At 56.8% G+C, this 15,934-nt stretch carries 17 protein-coding genes; 3 read left to right on the top strand and 14 right to left on the bottom strand.

Annotated elements, in window-relative coordinates; genetic code table 11:
* Positions 1-465: 465 nt before the first annotated feature.
* The 11 genes from A6F49_RS03670 to aroA all read right to left on the bottom strand — a co-directional run bounded on the left by A6F49_RS03670 (position 466) and on the right by aroA (position 8,171).
* Positions 466-765 carry a hypothetical protein gene (locus A6F49_RS03670; RefSeq protein ID WP_067605549.1) on the bottom strand — a complete coding sequence of 100 codons (300 nt, stop codon included), beginning with the start codon at positions 763-765 and terminating at the stop codon, positions 466-468.
* 68 nt (positions 766-833) lie between these two features.
* Positions 834-1,094 carry a hypothetical protein gene (locus A6F49_RS03665; protein WP_043057039.1) on the bottom strand — a complete coding sequence of 87 codons (261 nt, stop codon included), beginning with the start codon at positions 1,092-1,094 and terminating at the stop codon, positions 834-836.
* Between the two features lie 25 nt (positions 1,095-1,119).
* Positions 1,120-1,329 (bottom strand): hypothetical protein, encoded by a 210-nt coding sequence (locus A6F49_RS03660; RefSeq protein WP_043057038.1) that lies wholly within the window; start codon positions 1,327-1,329, stop codon positions 1,120-1,122.
* 589 nt (positions 1,330-1,918) lie between these two features.
* Positions 1,919-2,140, bottom strand: a complete 222-nt coding sequence (locus tag A6F49_RS03655) for a helix-turn-helix transcriptional regulator (protein ID WP_043057037.1) — start codon at positions 2,138-2,140, stop codon at positions 1,919-1,921.
* 6 nt (positions 2,141-2,146) lie between these two features.
* Entirely contained in the window at positions 2,147-3,055 is a 909-nt protein-coding gene (locus A6F49_RS03650) for an ABC transporter permease (RefSeq protein WP_043057036.1), read from the bottom strand.
* Complete coding sequence (locus A6F49_RS03645; RefSeq protein WP_043057035.1) at positions 3,052-3,963, bottom strand: ABC transporter ATP-binding protein; 912 nt, start codon at positions 3,961-3,963, stop codon at positions 3,052-3,054. Before A6F49_RS03645 ends, A6F49_RS03650 begins: the two co-directional genes overlap by 4 nt.
* 103 nt (positions 3,964-4,066) lie before the next feature.
* Positions 4,067-4,411 carry a fluoride efflux transporter FluC gene (locus A6F49_RS03640; protein ID WP_043057034.1) on the bottom strand — a complete coding sequence of 115 codons (345 nt, stop codon included), beginning with the start codon at positions 4,409-4,411 and terminating at the stop codon, positions 4,067-4,069.
* A 3-nt stretch (positions 4,412-4,414) separates the two neighbouring features.
* Positions 4,415-4,870 (bottom strand): FluC/FEX family fluoride channel, encoded by a 456-nt coding sequence (locus tag A6F49_RS03635; RefSeq protein ID WP_052504700.1) that lies wholly within the window; start codon positions 4,868-4,870, stop codon positions 4,415-4,417.
* Positions 4,851-5,675 (bottom strand): histidinol-phosphatase, encoded by an 825-nt coding sequence (gene hisN, locus A6F49_RS03630; protein ID WP_043057033.1) that lies wholly within the window; start codon positions 5,673-5,675, stop codon positions 4,851-4,853. The genes A6F49_RS03635 and hisN overlap by 20 nt, the downstream gene beginning before the upstream one ends.
* 25 nt (positions 5,676-5,700) lie before the next feature.
* The gene (gene rsgA, locus A6F49_RS03625) at positions 5,701-6,801 is read right to left on the bottom strand and encodes a ribosome small subunit-dependent GTPase A (protein ID WP_043057032.1); all 1,101 of its coding nucleotides are present in this window, start codon (positions 6,799-6,801) and stop codon (positions 5,701-5,703) included.
* Positions 6,798-8,171 carry a 3-phosphoshikimate 1-carboxyvinyltransferase gene (gene aroA, locus A6F49_RS03620; RefSeq protein ID WP_235604851.1) on the bottom strand — a complete coding sequence of 458 codons (1,374 nt, stop codon included), beginning with the start codon at positions 8,169-8,171 and terminating at the stop codon, positions 6,798-6,800. The genes rsgA and aroA overlap by 4 nt, the downstream gene beginning before the upstream one ends.
* Before the next feature lie 238 nt (positions 8,172-8,409).
* On the opposite strand from aroA, the gene A6F49_RS03615 reads away from it, so the two are divergent.
* The gene (locus A6F49_RS03615) at positions 8,410-9,090 is read left to right on the top strand and encodes a sigma-70 family RNA polymerase sigma factor (protein WP_043057031.1); all 681 of its coding nucleotides are present in this window, start codon (positions 8,410-8,412) and stop codon (positions 9,088-9,090) included.
* Positions 9,087-9,374, top strand: coding sequence for a mycothiol system anti-sigma-R factor (gene rsrA, locus A6F49_RS03610; RefSeq protein ID WP_043057030.1), 288 nt, complete (start codon positions 9,087-9,089; stop codon positions 9,372-9,374). Before A6F49_RS03615 ends, rsrA begins: the two co-directional genes overlap by 4 nt.
* 72 nt (positions 9,375-9,446) lie before the next feature.
* On the opposite strand, the gene A6F49_RS18805 is transcribed toward rsrA, so the two are convergent.
* The 3 genes from A6F49_RS18805 to A6F49_RS03600 form a co-directional block, all read right to left on the bottom strand.
* Positions 9,447-9,521, bottom strand: a complete 75-nt coding sequence (locus A6F49_RS18805; RefSeq protein ID WP_379985263.1) for a 50S ribosomal protein bL37 — start codon at positions 9,519-9,521, stop codon at positions 9,447-9,449.
* A 49-nt stretch (positions 9,522-9,570) separates the two neighbouring features.
* On the bottom strand, positions 9,571-10,188 hold the full coding sequence (locus A6F49_RS03605; RefSeq protein ID WP_235604850.1) for a DUF459 domain-containing protein: 618 nt from the start codon (positions 10,186-10,188) through the stop codon (positions 9,571-9,573).
* Positions 10,189-10,315: 127 nt separating this feature from the next.
* The gene (locus A6F49_RS03600) at positions 10,316-14,071 is read right to left on the bottom strand and encodes a multifunctional oxoglutarate decarboxylase/oxoglutarate dehydrogenase thiamine pyrophosphate-binding subunit/dihydrolipoyllysine-residue succinyltransferase subunit (protein WP_043057029.1); all 3,756 of its coding nucleotides are present in this window, start codon (positions 14,069-14,071) and stop codon (positions 10,316-10,318) included.
* Between the two features lie 330 nt (positions 14,072-14,401).
* Between A6F49_RS03600 and guaB1 the strand changes: the two genes are divergently transcribed.
* The gene (gene guaB1, locus A6F49_RS03595) at positions 14,402-15,859 is read left to right on the top strand and encodes a GMP reductase (protein ID WP_043057028.1); all 1,458 of its coding nucleotides are present in this window, start codon (positions 14,402-14,404) and stop codon (positions 15,857-15,859) included.
* The last annotated feature ends 75 nt before the right edge of the window (positions 15,860-15,934 follow it).

The following is a 15,934-nucleotide window of genomic DNA, read 5'->3' as shown; positions in this document are numbered from 1 at the left end:
CGGCGAGTCCTACCGCGTCAAAAACGCCCTAATGAAATAACCCCTTATCGCCACTTTGGCAGGAAACCCTGCCAAAGTGGCCGGATTCTTATCGCTTTAATGGCCGACTTCTAATTGACAAAACACAGCAGCAGCCACAACGCGCAATGAGACGCAGGCTCGACCCGGATCCGGAGCCACCTCGGGCCGGTCACACTCGGCGCAGCAACACCGCCGACGGCGAACAGAAACCAAGGGAGGGGGAGGGACCCCCACCCCCGTTAAGGGTCGCTCCCGGTGGCATAGCGCGGTCTCCCCCCCGGCGTTTTTTTCCTCACGCTTTTATATCGGCCGGCTTCGCCTTATTCGTCATGGGGGCAGCGTGGGCGCCTGTGGGCCTGGCGCCGGGGCGGATGATTCGTTGCCCATGGCCGTTATCAGCGGCCACCGTTGGCCCGGACACGGCGCCGACCAGGCGGGTAAGGGTCAATCGGTGGAGTTCAGTGCCGCGATCATGTCCTGGTGGGCCTGCCGGAGGTCACCATCGCCGGATTCTTTCGCAATAATGCCCAACTCGTCGAGCAGATCATCGGGCAAACGCAGCCCGTGGTCCTCGGTTAGGTCGGCCGCCACGTCGGCCAGTAGGACCAGCACGCCGGCATAGCCCATGCCCTCGGCCGCCAGATGCACGTCGGCGATGGAACGCTGCGTTTCCACGCCCTGCAGCGCGTCAAGCAGCCGCCAGGACAGGCGTGCCGCCCGCCTGCGTAAATCATCCATCTCCATATCAAGCATCCTAAAAGCACAACGGCCCCGAGGTCACCCCAGGGCCGCCGGTGAAATCATGATCGAGGTTATTGTTCGAGCTGCTCCAACAGGGCGGTCAGGTCGGCGTGTAAGCGTTTGGCGCCGGCCAGGTCCAGGACCATCCACTGGCCCTCTAGGCAATAGTGATCGACGTCGATTTTGATATCCTGGTCAGCTTCGTGCCATGATTCTAGGCCGCCAGTTGTCGGTCCGTCGTAGACCTCGTACCGTTCCTCTGGTTCAAGTGAGCGGTATTTTTCGGCGTCCCAGTTGCGTGGAGTGAAACCTGCTGGTGCGGTGATCGTCATGGTGTGCTCTCTTTCGATGGTGGTGTTACGAGAAATCGATGCGGTGGTTTTCAATGATGGCCCAGTAGCGGTCGGTGTCCCAGGCGATAATCTCCCAGTCGAAGTGACCGAACAGCTCCCAGAACTCGTCAACGATAGCGTCCACATCGTGATGGACGTTGAAGCCGTTATCCATCACGACCTGGCGCATCTGGTGGTGTGCCCTCATCAAGTCAATCGGGTTTGGTGTGTTCATGTGCCCTGGCTTTCTATGGTGGTCGGGTTGGTGCGGATAAGGATCCCCGGAGGGGAGCTGTGTTGTTGTCACCCCATCCCCAAAAAACCCGCCGCCCCCGTCCCCGCTTCTGCTGCATTAGCCCACGCCTAGTAGACCCTCCGATTTTTCGGAGTGTCTCAAAATATGGTGGTGGTTCCACCCGGCCAGGTGGTTCCCCGTCACCCGGTGCGTGACGGTTCCCAAGGGATATAACCGGCCCGTTAAGTTTCGGCCCGAACGGTGAAAGAAAAGGCCCGGAGCACTGTGCTCAACGGGCCTGTAACAATTGCTTCACATTGGTATGATGTAGGCAATGAACGCGGGCTGTTGAACCGTGTTCCGCGCCCCAGGTGATTTGCCGTCACGCTGGGGCATTATTTTAGACAACTACTAACCTTTCGGTTCATTGTTGTTTCATAATGCCTAGTCACGCAGTAGTTGAAAGATATTCCCGGCATCTCCACAAGATAAGCCCGGAATCGTTGAGATTCCGGGCTTTTCCTTAACGATCGGCGCAATTATGCCAGTATTTTTGCTGACGCTACAGGATAGATATTCGGTGAGTGGCTCAGAAGATCCGTGGAAACGGATCGGTCGAGAAGATGACCTCCATCGGCACATCGAAATAGGCGGCAATCTTCAGCGCCAAATACAGGCTAGGGCTATATTCGCCGCGTTCCAGGTAGCCGATGGTCTGATAATGCACCCCCAGTGCTTGTGCCAGGTCCCTACGCGACACTTGACGTTCGGCACGCAGCATCGCAATCCGATTATGAACGACTTCAGACACTGGGGCTTACACTCCCCAGTCTTGTTGAATATCACGACGTCGGGCAGCCAGTGTCGACCCGGATTCCCGCCGCGCCATCCTACTTAACAATTTTGGCGCCAGCACCATGGCCACGACCGCCCAGATTACCAGCGCGATAAATACCCATTCCAGACGCCAGGACTCGGCTACCTCTACAGAAGCCATAGAATCGGGCAAGAGCGAGGCGCGTAGGCCTAGACCAAACCAATACAACGGGAAAGCCTGCGCGATGGTCTGCAACCATACCGGCAGTGCCACCAATGGGTAGAAAATACCGGAAATACTAATCAGCCCCATAACCGGCAGCATGACCAAGCCCATGTTCTTTGGGCTGTTCACCAAAGCGCCGATCACCGCGCCGATGGCTAACATTGCCACCAATCCCAATAGCATAACGATAGTGAATAGGACCCACCGACCCGGGGTGGAAAAGACCAGACCATCAAAGAGGATCAACCCGGTGACCAGCAGGACAAGTGTGGAAATCACGGTGACGATCGCAATAGCCGTGATCTCGCCTACCAAGTATCCCGTGGTGCCCCCGGGAACGGATTTGCTACGCAATAAGGTGCCATTGGTTCGGTCGATTGACAACACCCCGGCAATACCCATGACCGCGCTGAACATGACGCTCATGGCCAGCAGTCCCGGAATACTCATTGAACCCAACGACACGACCGCACCATCGACATCAACGCGGTTGAGAAATAACAGGACAACGACAAAGAGGAGTAACGGGATCACCGTTCCCAGCACATCGCCCAGTGAGGTGAGCTGAATTTTGGTGGATACCAATCCGCGGCGCAATCCGGTTCGGTAAGCGTTGATCGTCGGATTCGTTGTTGGTGTTTGAATGCGCGACGGCCCTGGCGGTGAGGTGTGTTTGCTCGTCATAACGTGTGCTCCTCAAATTTTGTGGTTTCCACAGTTTGGCCGTCTTCAAATTGTTCCACTATGGATAGATAAGCATCTTCCAGTGTGTTGCGCTGAATTTCCAAGTCCGTAATGCCGGTGCTGTGCTCGGCGAGTAGCCTACGAACAAACTCTGTGGCGTCTTGGCTAGCGTGGATACGGAGCTGCCCGTCTTGTGTCCATCGCACTTCTGCTGTACTGGACACCTTATGCATCAGCTCCAAGGGCGAGCCATCAGCAATGATGCGACCCCCGGCCAGAATAATGATGCGTCCAGCAAGTTTCTCAGCCTCGGCGAGATCGTGGGTGGTCAGCACAATGGTCGTGTTTTCCAGATCACTGAGCCGATGGATCAGGTCGTGAAAATCTCGACGCGCTTTAGGATCGAAGCCGGTTGTTGGTTCGTCTAGGAAGAGCAGGGGAGGCCGTCCGATGACGCCCAGAGCAACATCCAGTCGGCGGCGCTGACCGCCCGACAAAGTACTGATTTTTTGTTGCGCCTGGTCAGTGAGGCCAACTAACTGGAGCAGTTTGTCGACCGGCCATGGATCCACATACGGACGGTAATAGTCGGCCATATGGGACAATAGTTGTTGGGGACGCCATTTGCCATGGTCGCTAGAGTTTTGCAGTACAACGCCCACCTGAGAGCGCCAGTACTCATCAGCCTTGGCGGGATCAGCCCCCAGGACCACGACGTCGCCACCCGACCGGGTTCGGAAACCTTCCAGTATCTCGATTGTGGTGCTCTTGCCGGCCCCGTTCGGTCCTAACACGGCCACCACTTCTTGACGGTGAATTGTGAGGTCAATGCCGTCTAAGACCTCTTTGTCCCCGTAACGCATGGTGAGGTTCTTGGTGACGATCACGGGCTCATTCGTATACTTCATAACAGAAGTGACCGATCTCTTCGACAAAATGTAGTACTCATGCTACATATCGGCGCAGGGCTTGGCTACAGCTAACAGGGTTTTTCTCGAACTGTTTCAGGCGTTACATGCTTACCAGCCTGGTAAGCATGACACCGCAAACACAGGCCACAATCGACAACCCAACGTGGGCAAACCAGGTTCTCGTGGCGCTGCCGGTACGGTTGCCGCGTTGCTCTGCGGCGAGAATAGCGACGGTGGAATAGGTCGTCAGAGAGCCAGCAAAACCACCAAAGACTACTTGAACCACAGTTTCGTGTATTTGCAATATTGCAGCCAGGGTCAAAATGACCCCTGCAATGAATGAGCCGATAATGTTGACGATTAAAATACCGTAACGAGGCAGATAAAAGTCGGCCAGATAACGAAGAACTGCGGCCAGGGCGGCTGCAAGAAGAAAAACAGTCACTGCTTAGTCACCTCTACCGACGCGGGTCCCCAACTTGATGGTGCCAATCGTGATCCAGGTCGTGAGCCACAAAAAGACCACGATGCCAAGGACGACGCCAAAGCTGGCGAGGATGTTAGGTACGGATGGTGCATCAGTGAAGATTGCTTGTCCGAAAGACAGTGCGGATACGACCACCGCAAGAGCTGACATCGAGGTAAAGGACCCGAAGAAGCCAGTCGATATACCCTTTGCCAGCGGCTCCGGCCACTGTCTGGTGGTGGCGATTCCTGTGACGAAACCCAACAGGGCCGCTCCGAAGAAATTTATGATGGTTAACGGCAGTGGGTCAAAGGCGTGCATCGGCGCTGCGAAAAGCGTTGGCCAGGGGAGATAGACCCTGGCCAACGCCCCGAAACCGCCGCCAACGGCAACCGCCAACAGCGTTAGGGCTCTGGGTTTAGGCGCGCGTCTGGCCACGTAACTCAGGGTTGAGACGTTCCAGCACGTCGCCGTGCAGGTGCGTGTTCGTTGCTAGACCGTGACCGCCCCACGGACCGGGTTCGCCGTCCAAGGAGGTAAAGGTGCCCCCAGCTTCAGTCACGATGGGGACCAGAGCGGCCATGTCATAGACCTCCAGCTCAGGCTCACAGGCGATATCGACGGCGCCTTCGGCCACGAGCATGTATGACCAGAAGTCTCCGAAGGCCCGGACCCGCCAGACATCGGAGGTCAGTTGGAGGAATTCGCTGACGTTGCCCCGGTCACGCCAGCCTTCAAGCGAGGAGAACGATAGGGAGGCATCTGACAGCTCGGTGACATCGGAAGCATGGATGCGGGTGGCGTTGGACAAGGACTTGCCGGTGTAGGCGCCACCGTCGGCATAGGCCCACCAGCGACGGTTCAGCGCCGGAGCGGAGACGACGCCGACCACGGGCTGATTATTTTCCACCAGCGCGATCAGGGTGGCCCACACGGGTACTCCGCGCACAAAGTTTTTCGTGCCGTCGATCGGATCGATGATCCAGCGGCGCTTGCCCGAGCCTGTGTGACCGAATTCTTCGCCGGTGACGGCGTCGCGGGGGCGTGCGCGCTTGAGTTGTTCGCGGATGAGCTCTTCGGCGGCACGATCAGCGTCGGAAACGGGGGTCATGTCTGGTTTGGTGTCGACGCGTAGGTCTACTGCCTGGAACCGGGACATCGTCAGCGCGTCAACGGAATCGGCGATGACCAGTGCAAGATTCAGGTCTTCGCGGTAGCCCTGGCGTGGTGGGGTGAGCTGCATGGAGGGGTGTCTTTCCTTGTTGGGGTTAGTCAAAGTCTTCGGTTTCAAGGCGATTTTCCAATAGCCTGCGCAATGAGGCCAGACGCTGGGGTCCGGATTCTCCGGCGTGACCGGCGGCCACCCAGGCATCCAAAGCGCACCCGGGGGAGTCTTGCGTGTGAGTGCAACCACGTGGGCAGTCCACGATAGCATCAATGAGATCTTCGAACGCGGCGACCACGGTGTCTGGGTCGACCAGGCCCATGCCGAAGGATCGGATGCCCGGGGTGTCAATGATCATGGACGTGCCGGCTTGGTTGAGCGGAATCGCCAGTGCTGATGACGACGTATGCCGGCCGCGACCGGTAACCACGTTCACGTGGCCGACGGCACGATCTGCGCCGGTCAGCGCGTTGAGCAGGGTGGATTTACCAACTCCGGATGGACCGATGAGCGCGGTGATGTGCCCGGCCAGTCGGTCTTGGATGGTGTCAAGATCAGCCGGATGCAGGATGGGAGCCAGGCTTGGATCGCCGTCGTCGGTATTGACCGGTCCGATGGAAAATATTTCCAGGTCCAGATGGGCGTAGTGTTCCGTGAGCTTCTCGGCAGCGGCCAGGTCGGTTTTGGTAATGCATAATATCGGGGTGATCCCGGCGTCGTAGGCAGCAACCATGGCGCGGTCGATAAAACCGGTGCGCGGTTCGGGATTGGCGGCGGCGACGACGATGACCAGGGTATCGGCGTTGGCTACGACGACGCGCTCATAAGCGTCCGTGTCGTCGGCGGAGCGTCGCAGCACGGTTTCGCGCGGTTGCAGGCGCACGATTCGTGCCAGGGTGCCCTCGTGGCCGGAGGTATCGCCGACGATGTCGACGAGATCGCCGGTCACGATGGCGGTGTTGCGCATTTCACGAGCGCGCATCGCGGTGATGTAGCGGGCCTTGGTGCCGCGGGAGGTTTTGGTTTTGCGTTCAGCGGGTAGGTAGATGGTGTAGCGTCCGCGATCCACCGTGGTCACGCGGCCGGTGATGGCGTCCTCGTGGGCGGGGCGGTCCTTGGTGCGGGGTCGGCTGCCGCGTTTCGAGGGACGATTGGGGACCGATGACTCGTCGTAGCGCGAGTAATCGATGCGGTACCGGCTCATGCGCGGATGTCCCGTTGCCCGGTGGCAAGTGCGGTCCATGCGGTTGGGAAATCGGGCATGGTCTTGGCGGTCGTGGCGATGTCGTTGACCACGGTGTCTTTGACAACCAGGCCGATGATCGCGCCAAAGGTGGCCATGCGGTGATCCGCGTAGGAGTCCAGGGTTGCACCGGTCAGGTCATATCCGCCGGCAAAGGCCAGGTAGTCGGTGCCCTCTTCAATGGTGGCGCCAAGTTTGGCGGCCTCAGCATTGAGTGCTTTGAGCCGGTCGGTTTCGTGCCCGCGGAGGTGACCAATTTTGGTCAACTGTGTTGGGCCATCTGCCAACAGGGCCAGTGCTGCGGTCGTGGGAGTCAGCTCGGCTAGATCGGCGATTTCGCCACCACCGGTGATCACCGGGCGGCCCTTGTCGTCACGCTTGCCGGTGACGGTGAGATTGCCGTAGTTTGTGCCAGCTACCGGTTCAAAACTAACGGTTGCCCCAAAGGCGGGTAGAATCTCGCGCCAGCGGTTGCCAATCTGGGTGGTTTCTTGTGGCCAGTACGGCACGGTGACGCTGCCGCCAGTGGCCAGGGCCGCGGCGAGATATGGTCCTGCGTTGGATAAATCCGGTTCCACGGCCGTGTCGGGTGTGGTGATGGGCCCGGGGAACACCATCCAGCGGTTTGGCTCCGGGTGCTCAATGCGTACACCGGCCGCCTCCAGCACATTGATGGTCATGGCGATGTGTTCGGGGCTAGGAGTATGTTCCCCGGTATGGCGTAAATCGAGACCGCGTTGGAACGTTGCCCCCACTAACAACAGAGCGGAAACAAACTGAGAAGATCCACCCGAATCGATACCCACCGCGCCACCTGGTACGGTTCCTTGGCCGTGGACCGTGAGTGGCAGACTCGTTACCGGATCCTGACCGTTTGCGCTGATGCGTGCACCGGCTTGGATCAGCCCGTCGATGACGGGTCCCATCGGGCGGGCATAGGATTGTTCATCACCGTCGACGAGCACAGTGGCATTGGTCCCGGCAGCCACACCGGGGATAAAACGCATAACGGTTCCGGCGAGTCCGGACTCTACCGTGATCGGCCCGGTCGTTGCGGCTAACGCAATTGGTGTGACATCCAGGACGGTCGGATCACCATCGACGCGCTGGAAGGTAGCGCCTAGGGCCGTGAGCGCCTGGATCATCAGATCGGTGTCACGTGAGACCAGTACGCCGGTCAATCGACTCGGGGTGGTCGACAGTGCTGCTAACACAAGGTGTCGATTCGTCAATGACTTAGAACCCGGTAATGCCACGGTGGCGTGGATAGGAGCATCGGCAAACGGTGCGGACCAGTCTTCACCGGGGGCGGGCGTCATTGTGACCAACACAGACCTCTTTCACATATACAAAATAGGTTGACCAGACTTCTTCCAAGATACCTTGTTCTCGCTGACAGCGTGGCAGTTCGGCCGATGTTGAGGGAATATTTAGGTTCATCTTCTCGCTGTAAGTGCTAGATGATGAACGTCTGGCAGCACAGTAGGGAGGGTGTGTACAACAGTGCTAACACTTTATGCGCCGACAGAAACCTCTCACGAGCAGGTTTTGAGATTAGACTTAGCTGGGATGACTCCTTTGCCTTCTGAAATTCCCGCAGCCGATGACGGCTCTCGTATTGATCCGAAAGCTGAGACGGATGAGCAGCGCCGTGCCCGTTTCGAACGGGACGCGATGCAATTCGTGGATCAGCTGTACTCCGGTGCCTTACGGATGACTCGTAATCCCGAAGACGCCGAGGACTTGGTGCAGGAAGCCTACGCTCGGGCGTATTCTTCGTTTCACCAGTACAAGCCCGGCACGAATTTGCGGGCCTGGTTATTTCGGATTCTCACCAATACGTACATCAATATTTATCGCAAGCGTCAGCGCCGTCCACAAGAGGCTGATGGAGATGGTCTGGAAGACTGGCAGATGGCCAGAGCCGCAGAGCATACATCCTCTGGCTTGCGTTCTGCTGAGACCGAAGCCCTTGATGTCTTGCCGGACAGCGATGTGAAAAACGCGCTGGCCGAGATCTCCGAGGATTTCCGAATTCCGGTGTATTTAGCGGATGTCGAAGGCTTTGCGTATAAAGAGATCGCCGACATTCTGGATGTGCCCATTGGTACGGTGATGTCGCGGTTGCACCGAGGACGGCGTAGCTTGCGTGAATTACTCACCGATTATGCCGCTGAGCGCGGCATTAAAAGCGCGATCGAATTGCAGAAGAAACAACAGTCAAAAGCATCGGAGGAGGCCCAAAAATGACACATGAAGCACAACACGTTCGGACCGAGTCCGATTGCCTTGAAAACGGTGGTTGCACTGACGATCGCATTGAGAATATTTACCAATATTTAGACGGTGCCCTAGGTTCTGCTGATTTAGCAGAAGTACGCGCCCACATTGAGGGCTGTACAACCTGTCAGTCGGAACACGATCTTGAATTGATCATTCGCGACGTCGTGAAGCGCTCATGCGATGAAAAGGCACCACGCAGCCTGAAAGATAAGATCATGCATCGCATCCAGGAGCTGAAAACCACCGAGTAGTTTTTGCCCTGTACGAGGGAAACAAAAAAGTCTGAACCAGGTGGTTCAGACTTTTTTTCTTTTCAAGATCGTTTAGGCGTTTGGACGCTTGCCAGAGTTGGCACGGTTCTTGCGACGATCCTTACGTTTGCGACCACGTTTGCTCATTGAGTGGCTCCTTTCTTTAAATGGTTCCCCGTTAGTGTACCACTGACAATTAGCCATGAATGCTGGGGTCTGCAATACCAAGCCATTCAAACCAGCCGCGATTCAACACCAGCCAGGCAATGAGTCCATAGGCGGCTTGGCCTGGTAACCCTTCGTTGATCATGACGTCTTCGTTGAAGTTCTGGTGGTTCACTAGATCGGTGAGCGCATCAATATAGGTGACCCCGCGTCGTTCTGCGACATCTTGATACGCAGCATTGAGCTGTGCAAGGTGAGCGTTCATGTCTTGGTCTTGTGCCGGGGTAGGGCCAACCACGAACGTGGAAAGATTGTGCTGGGCCGCTCGGTCGAGAATATTGGCCAAATGCAGACGGGCTCGTGCCGAGGAACCTGCACTTGCCATCGGATCGTGTGGCACCGCTATAATCATGCGGTTTTCTGTTTCATGTTTTGCCAGTCTCGGCAGTATTTCTGGTTCCCAACGCTCTGAGAGTTGCTCTGTGGTCTCGTTCGGGAAGACTAACGGATAGGACTCAATAACGAGGTCTGGCGCGTGGGTTTTGGCCAAAACTCGACCTAGCCAGCCGAGGCCGCGCGCATCACCAACACCGGTGAGTGTTCGAGATCCAACGGAGAACAACCGGATGTTTCGTGTGTGCACGTGCATTGCCTCTTTTCCTTCGCCTATTGGTTGTATCCACTGTAGTCGTCTAGAACCAAAATGGGTGGTTAAACACCTGTTGCGGTCCAAAAACTTGGACCGCAACAGGTTGGACTACAAATAGAAGGTTCGACTAGGAGCCGAAGATATCCTGTAGCAGGGTGTCCTGTTCTTCATCATGACGCGGCTTGTTACCGGCGGATGGAGAAGCTGCAGCTTGGCGGCTAATGAGCGAGACCTCGCGGTCCAGTTCAGGCAGCAGGTTCTGCAGCATGAATGGCCATGGTCCCTGGTTTGCTGGTTCATCTTGAACCCAGGAGACCTTCGCGTTGGTGTACTTGTTGAGCTCGGCTTGAATCTCTTCAGCTGGCAGTGGGTAGAGCTGTTCGACACGCGCGATGGCAACATCCGATTCCATGTCCAATGCCTTGCGGTGCTGGACAAGGTCGTAGTACAGCCGTCCGGAGACCAGCAGCAGCTGCTTGGCTGACTTCGGTGCGGTTTCGTCTGGGACGACCGGCATGAAACGACCCTTGGTGAAGTCGTCTACCTGGGAAGCCGCAGCGCGCAGACGCAGCAGCTGTTTTGGACTGAACACAATCAGTGGACGGCGTGGGCTGGAGTACGCGTGTTCGCGCAGCAAGTGGAAGTGGTTTGCCCCATAGGATGGCTGCACCACACGCATGTTGTTCTCGGCAGACAGCTGTAGGAACCGCTCAATGCGTGCTGATGAGTGGTCAGGTCCCTGACCTTCGTAGCCGTGCGGCAACAACAACACGATCGAGGAGTGTTGGTTCCATTTCTGCTGGGACGAGGAGATGAACTCATCGATAACGATCTGGGCGCCATTGACGAAGTCACCGAATTGAGCTTCCCACAGCACCAGTGCTTCTGGACGCTCTACTGAGTATCCGTATTCGAAGCCCAGTGCGGCGTATTCGCTCAGCAGGGAGTTATATACCCAGAACTTGCCCTGGTTGTGTGACAGCGAGGACAGCGGGGTCCATTCGTCATTCGTTTCGCGATCGTAGAAGACCGCGTGACGCTGGACGAAGGTACCACGGCGGGTATCCTGACCGGCCAAACGTACGGGTACGCCTTCCATCATCAACGAGCCAAAGGCTGCCAGCTCGGCAAAGCCCCAGTCGATGTTGCCATCGATGGCCATCTTGTTACGGCGTTCCAGCAGCGTGAGCAGTTTCGGATGGACGTTGAAGCCCTCTGGGATCTCCATGTGGACTTCGCCGATGCGACGCAGCATATCCTCAGAGATCGCTGTGGATTCTGGCGTGTAGATCTTGGAAGTGTCCTCAATACCGTGTGCTGAACCTAGCACTGGGATTGGCGAGGTCTCGGCCTCACCAATTTCTGCGAACGCAGACTCCAGACGGTTCTTGTAGTCAGCAGCTGCCTGATCGGCTTCTTCCTGGGTGATATCACCACGACCAACCAGCGCATCCACATAGAGACGACGAGTCGAAGTCTTATTGGCGATCAGGTTGTACATGCCTGGCTGGGTCATCGATGGGTCGTCACCTTCGTTGTGACCACGACGACGATAGGTAATTAGATCCAGGACAACATCGCGGTGGAAACGCTGACGGTATTCGAAGGCCAGCTGTGCTGCGTGCACTACTGCTTCTGGGTCATCACCATTGACGTGGAAGACCGGTGCCTGAATGGAACGGGCAACGTCGGTGGCATACGTCGACGAACGCGACTGCGATGGTGGGGTAGTGAACCCGACCTGGTTGTTAATCACAACATGCAGGGTTCCACCGGTGCGGTAGCCGCGGAGCTGAGACATCTGCATGGTCTCAAAGACGACACCCTGGCCGGCGAATGCGGCGTCACCGTGAACCTGGATTGGCAGTACCGAAAACGACTTGGGTGACTTCGCACCGTGGTCGTAGCGGTCCTGCTTGGCACGCACAATGCCTTCCAGAACCGGGTTGACGGCTTCTAGGTGTGATGGGTTGGCGGCAACTGACACGGTGGTGGTGTTGCCGTTATATGAGGTGAACGTTCCTTCGGTGCCCAGGTGGTATTTCACATCACCCGAGCCCTGAGCGACGGTGGAATCGATATCACCAACGAATTCCCGGAAGACCTGGGTAAAGGTCTTGCCAGCGATGTTGGTCAACACGTTGAGACGACCGCGGTGGGCCATACCGATGGCGACTTCATCCAGGCCGTCGTCTGCGGCACCCGACAGGAGTGCATCCAACAGTGGAATCAGTGACTCGGAGCCTTCGAGCGAGAAGCGCTTCTGACCAACGAATTTGGTCTGCAGGAAGGTTTCGAATGCTTCAGCAGCATTGAGTCGACCGAGAATGCGCAGCTGTTCTTCACGTGTGGGCTTCACGAATGGGTGTTCCAGTTTGTCTTGGAACCATGCGCGTTGCTCTGGATCATCAATGTGCATGTACTCATACCCGGAGTTGCGGGTATAGGCGTCACGCAGCACACCGAGCAGATCACGCAGTAGCATGTGGGACTTGCCGCCAATGCCACCGGTTGGCCAGACACGATCCAGGTCCCACAGGGTCAGCCCATGTGAGTCAAGGTCAAGGTCTGGGTGGGTGCGCATGCGGTATTCCAGTGGATCGGTATCAGCGATCAGGTGGCCGCGCACACGGTAGGAGTGGATGAGCTGCTGAATGCGGGCGGCTTTGCCGACCTCATCCTGCGGATCAACCTGGACATCCGGTGCCCAACGAACTGGCACATGAGGAATACGCAGGTTGACGAAGATTTCATCGTAGAAATCCTCATCGCCCAGCAACAGGTTGTGGACGGTGCGCAGGAACTCACCGGAGCCGGCACCCTGGATGACGCGGTGGTCATAGGTGGAGGTGACGGTCATAGTCTTGGAGACGGCAAGATCAGACAGGACCTTCTGGGAGGTGCCTTCAAATTCTGCCGGGTAGGTCAACGCGCCAACACCAATGATGGCGGCCTGACCTTCGGACAGACGAGGTACCGAGTGAACGGTTCCAATACCACCCGGGTTGGTGAGCGAAACGGTCGTGCCGGAGTGGTCTTCCATGGTCAGCTTGTTGTTCAGGGCGCGTTTGACGAGATCGTCGTACGCTTCCCAGAACTCACGGAAGTTCATGTCCTCAACGGCTTTAATGGATGGCTGGACGAGCGCGCGTTCGCCTTTGTCGCTTGGTAGGTCAATGGCGAGACCGAAGTTAATATGCGCCGGATTGACTTTGAATTTTTTGCCATCTTGTTCGCGATAGATCGCGTTCATCTCTGGGTGCTTGACGAGTGCGCGAATAACTGCGTATCCGATGAGGTGGGTGAAGGACACGCGCCCACCGCGAGTACGTTGTAGGTGGTTGTTGATGATCGTACGGTTATCCACCAGGGCCTTGACTGGCAAATCGCGCACGGTCGTGGCGGTTGGCATGGACAGGGACGCGTCCATATTGCTGGCAATAGCCTGGGGCATACCGCGAAGACGAATCCATTCGTCTTCTTTGGCTTTTTCGCCGTCTTCTTTTTGCTCCTGGCGAGGAGCAATCGATGGCTCAGAGGTAATGGCATGTGGGGCGGCTTCAGCACGGCGAACTCTTGGTTTCGGTGGTTTCGTCCCGTTGGCCGCGGTTGCTTCAGTCGCAGTTTTCGTTGCCGTCTTCGGAGCGGCGGCTGCAGAAGTTGCAGCTTGTTTCTGTGCTGTTTGAGCAGGTGCGGCGGTCTGTGAATCTGCTGAGCTCTGTGGGAAATCAGAGGTGTTGGCAGCTTCTAAACGGGCGAAAATCTCAGCCCATTTTTCATCCACAGAAGACTTATCCGCCTTGTACTTTTCGTAGATATCCGCAACAAGCCACTCATTGCCGGGAAATTCCTCGGAGAGCTGGGCGGACGTAAGTTCTGGCACGGTGAAGGCCTCTTCCGTAATTTCTTGTGTTTTGTGCGTACACGTGGCGAGATCTCTAACCGCCGGGCCGACGAAACTCGCCGTCGGGGGCCGTTCATGGTGTCCCGGTACTTGGTTTGAGTGAGGCTGGACTCACTCAAGCCAGCCATCAACGGCAGCTGGATCTATCATAGTGACATTCGCATCCAAATTGCCACAGAATACGTTGGATTGCTCACAGATCGGCTGCACGCAAAATGTGCTGTAAAAAAGGTGAGGTGCAACACATTTGCAGTGTAGTGCAGATTTGTAACTCCTGCCACACGAGCAAAAAGCTGTCATGATGGTTTTATGCGTTTTCTTAATCCTGTTTCTACAGACCTCACGTATTCAGATGTTTTTCTTGTGCCGTCCTGTTCTGAGGTCGGTTCAAGAATGAGTGTTGATATATCCTCCACCGATGGCACTGGAACCACGATTCCCGTGGTGTCGTCGAATATGAGCGGGGTTACGGGTCGACGCATGGTAGAAACCGTCGCCCGCCGTGGTGGATTAGGGATTTTTCCGCAGGACACCCCACTGCATCTCATTCAAGAGTCCATCGACTGGATCAAATCTCGCGACACCCTATTTGAAACCCCGCTGCATGTGGGACTGGATGATCGGGTCTTAGACGTTCGCCACCTGGCAGAAAAACGCAACCATCCAGCGGTATGTGTTGTCGATGCGAATCAATCGCTGCTGGGGATCGTGCATAATGCCGAGACTGAAAACATCGACCAATTTGCCTCGGTGCAGTCGCTACTGCGCGAACCGCTGTATACGGTTGCCGCCTCTGATCTCAAGGACCTGCCTGCAGAAGCGCGAGCCAAGGCGCTGCGTGATTTGTATATGAAAATGCATGATGCACAGGTCAACTACGCTCCCGTTGTTGACGGCACGCGTCTGGTGGGTGTGCTGACCCTGAACGGCGTGCTGCGTTCGACCATTTTCACGCCTGCCACTGATGCCCAAGGCCGCTTGCGTGTAGGTGCCGCAGTGGGAGTCAACGCGGATGTTGCCGAGCATGCCGAAGCGTTGGTGGCCAGCGGTATCGATGTCATTGTGGTCGACACCGCTCACGGTCACCAGGAGAAAATGTTAACCGCGTTGCGCAGCTTGCGCGATCTGCCGGTTCCTGTGGTCGCAGGTAACGTCGTCTCGGCCGATGGTGCCCATGATCTGATCGAAGCTGGCGCCGATATCGTCAAAGTTGGAGTCGGCCCTGGTGCGATGTGTACCACGCGCATGATGACGGCAGTCGGTCGCCCACAATTCTCGGCGGTTTACGATTGCGCCCAAGCGGCAGCCTCCCATGGAAAACACGTCTGGGCCGATGGCGGAATCAAGTATCCACGCGACGTTGCCCTAGCGCTGGCTGCAGGGGCGTCACAGGTGATGATTGGCTCGTGGTTTGCTGGCACCATGGAATCACCCGGGGATATGTTCATGGATCGTGATGGCCGCAAGTACAAAGAGAACTTCGGTATGGCCTCGGCTCGAGCTGTATCGGCTCGCACCGCCCAAGATGATGCATTCGCACGTGCCCGCAAAGCCTTCTTTGAAGAAGGCGTCTCCGGATCGAAAATGTATGTCGACCCAGCCCATCCATCCGTGGAAGATCTGTTAGATGACATCACCGCAGGGGTACGGTCATCGATGACTTACGCTGGGGCCAAAAATCTGGCGGAATTCCACGAGCGCGCCGTCGTCGGGATCCAATCTGCCGCAGGATATGAAGAAGGACGCCCGGTTGCCAGTTCCTGGTAATCAAAAGGCCCTATAATAGGTGCATCATGGACGATGACAGACGTGCTCAATGCACGAATCACAGAACAATTCGCC

It is taken from the genome of Enteractinococcus helveticum (assembly GCF_001657475.1).
Lineage (GTDB): Bacteria > Actinomycetota > Actinomycetes > Actinomycetales > Micrococcaceae > Yaniella > Yaniella helvetica.
Note: the sequence above shows the minus strand (reverse complement) of the source record. Positions and strands in the feature narration are given on the sequence as shown.